Annotated in this window: 2 protein-coding genes; both read right to left on the bottom strand. The window is 64.8% G+C overall.

The window, feature by feature from the left end; translation table 11 throughout:
• Positions 1 to 247: 247 nt before the first annotated feature.
• Entirely contained in the window at positions 248 to 850 is a 603-nt protein-coding gene (locus ACWGKU_RS40790; RefSeq protein ID WP_331768678.1) for a DUF4255 domain-containing protein, read from the bottom strand.
• 48 nt (positions 851 to 898) lie between these two features.
• A partial coding sequence (locus ACWGKU_RS40785) for a baseplate J/gp47 family protein (RefSeq protein ID WP_401055196.1) occupies positions 899 to 3,096 on the bottom strand: 2,198 nt, incomplete at its 5' end.

The raw sequence follows: 3,096 nt of genomic DNA, 5'->3' as shown, positions 1-3,096 counted from the left end.
CTGGTCGTTGAGAAGGGAACTGAAGCCCTGTTAACGGTCGCGGTGCCCGTATCGAAAGGCAATCCGGTCAGAATCCGCAAGATACCGATACCACCCAAAAAGAGAACCGGAAGCACACTCCCCGGGGAGTCGCAAAGGAAAGGGTGTCGGCAGGACGGCAGCGCCAATTCACTGCCTTACCGGCACCGTTGACGCCGCCATCATCGATAGCAAGGACAGACAACGGATCTTCTCTCGCGAACCCACATCACTTGACGTCGGAGTTCACCAGCACGTCCTGGACGGGCGGGCCGCTGATGGGTGTGGGGCTGGTGGTCTTGTAGCGGTCGATGGGCAGGGTGACGACGACGTTGACACACGGCAGTGGTGAGTTTCCCAGTGCGTCCCACAGTTCGCTGACGGTGCGGTTGTCAGGAGGGGTTCCGACTTCCATATATGCAGTCGGCTCGAGTTGTTGCAGGACGTCACTGAAGGTGATGTCAAGAACCGAGTATGCAGACAGCTCGATCATGATCGTGTCCATTGCTTGATGCATGTCTGCCGGAGTGGCGTACCAGGCTGTGAGCATGTATGACAGTTTGTATGAGCGCGGCGGCGGGATGGTGTGGGTAGGCTGCGTCGGTGGAGGTTGACCAGTGCCACTGATGGTCAGTTCGACATCGCCGACGGAGCGGAGGTCCGTATCTTCGCGGAGATCGTAGAGGAATACGTTAATGACTTGCCTGCCGCTGACACCGGTTGACCAGTCCCTGGTGGGTGCATCGAAGGAAATCTCCGGACCCTGCGGCGGAGAGCCACCCATGGCCTGGGAGATGAGTTTCTTGAGTTCGTTGTCTACTTCAGTGATCACTGCCTGTCCTCCGTCTCGCTATGGTGGTTGACGTCGTCCGGGTAGGGTTTATCGGGCCATAGCGGTGGGCTCTTCCACGGTCACCGTGTGGTTGACGGAGAACACGGTGGACAGGTCCGTCACCTCGACCCGGTCGGTCTGCGCTCCTCGTTCGCCGGTGATCGGGTTGGCCGGGTACAACTGGATGTCCTTCACCTCTGCTACTTCGGGAAGCCGGGCCAGCACCACGTAGGCGTCTCCGACGTGGACGGGGCGGCCGAAAGGCCAGCCGGTTCCGTCGGGGCCGCCGGTGAGGGGGTTGAAGTAGGCGTACAGCGCCTCTTCCGCCGAGTGGCCCAGAGTGGCGAGCTCTGAAGGCAGTAGGGATTCCTCCGGTGCCAGGACGGCTACGACCTCGATGCCTTGGTACCCGGCGGCCTGCACGGCCACGGTGACGCCGGGAGGCATCACCGGGCACAGGGCGCGTGTGACCGCGCCTTTCAGCTGGGTGGAGGGGAGTAGGTCGGTGTAGTTGATGCGGCTTCCAGCGGCCAAGGCGGGGATCACCATCAGTCCGTAGGGGCCGGTGGGTTGGGTCGGGACGGTGGTCCCGTCGGCGCCGCCGGTGGCGGGGAGTTCATTGGTCACCATCAGATCGGTTCCCTCCGGCCTGGGCGGGTAGAACGCGCAGATCTGACCGACCGTGACGTTCCCCTGTGAGCCGAGGGTGGCCTGGTAGCTCTCCCCGAGTGTGAAGGTGGATCCGGCCAGCGGGATGGCGCCGTATCCACCGAACCCGAAGATAATCGCCCCGTCGGAGGCGTTGATCATGACGTGCTGGTCGGCGGGTCCGGAAGAGGTGAACGTGTCGACGACGGTCCACAGTTGCTCTTCACCCGCACTGGTCACTGTGATCGCGGGTTTCTGGCCGAAGACGGCTTTCTCGGGGAGGTAGAATTCCATGCCCGATGTGCCGGTTGACTGACCGTCGATCGCTGTGCCGGCGGAAAGCGTGATCTCCTGGATCACGTTCACCCGTGCCTTGCCCGCCTTGGTCCAGTCACCCGTGGCTGCGGAGGGCGGGATCGTGGCCGGCGCGATCGTGGTGAACTTCACGGCAGGGTCGGTCGTGGCCCGGGGCCGCTCCGTCCCGTCATCAAGCTTGGCAACGGCGGGTACCGTCCCGACCACGGTGCCCGCCGGCACCGAGACTTCACCGCCCGTGTTGTTGCTGATAGTGACAACGGCGGTCGCCGGTGTCCACGACGCGGTCTCCGTGAAGGGTGTGAGGAGCTCGCCTGTCCCCGCCCCCACGTGCTTGGCACGCAGCACCCCCGTGGGGGAAGCGAGGACCAGCCGCTCGATGTCTGCTGCGGTCACGGCCCGCTGCGGGCCCAGGGGGCCCAGTGGGAGCCGGTGTGCGCACTGCTCCACGCTCTCCGCGTCGGTACCGCCGACGGCCGCCGATGGATTGGACACCGCGGAGATCGGCGGCAGGGGATTACGCAGCGCGGTGATGGAGCGCGCGGGCACATTACCGACGGAACCACCACCGGTGAGGAACCGGGTGATACGGATCTCCGCTCCCTTCGGGGGGATCGCACCGTGGCGACGAGGCCCGTCCACCTCCTTGGCCTCGATACCGAACACCGCCTCACCGGTCGTCGGATCGATCCAAAAGTTCTGATCATCAGGCCCCGAGGAGGACAGAGTGCGCACGTACTGCCACTCCTGAACCACCTGGCCGGCCACGGTCGTCTCGGCGGTGATCCGTCCCTCGGTCAGCAACGGCACCGACGGCAGGGCGAACCGCTGGTTCGCCAGTCCGGTGGACACCCCCACCAACGCCTCATCCACCACCTCGGCCTGCACTACCGGGACCAGGACCGACATCTGGCCTTCCAGCGTCAACGCGGTCAGCACCATCGTGAAGTACTGGTCGCCGGTGTAGGTGCAGCGCAGCAAGCCGACATCCTCGGCACGCCACACCTGCGGCGCCTCATCGGTGCCCAGGTTCAACTCCACGGCCGTCGGCGAATGCGCCGACGGGACCTGCAGCGTGACATACCCACTCTGCTGGAAGCCGCCGGTCGTGTCCTCCACCACACCGCACACCACCCACCGAGTGCCCGCCCACGCCTCCCACGCCCAACTCGATGAGTTCGTCACAGCCGACGGCGCGGTACCGACCTGCACCTGCACCGAAACCCGGGTATCGGGCACCGGATTCGACAACACCGCCAACAGCACGTCGGCCTGCGTCAACT

The sequence above is a fragment of the Kitasatospora sp. NPDC054768 genome (assembly GCF_053612025.1).
This window is presented reverse-complemented; position numbering and strand designations above follow the sequence as displayed.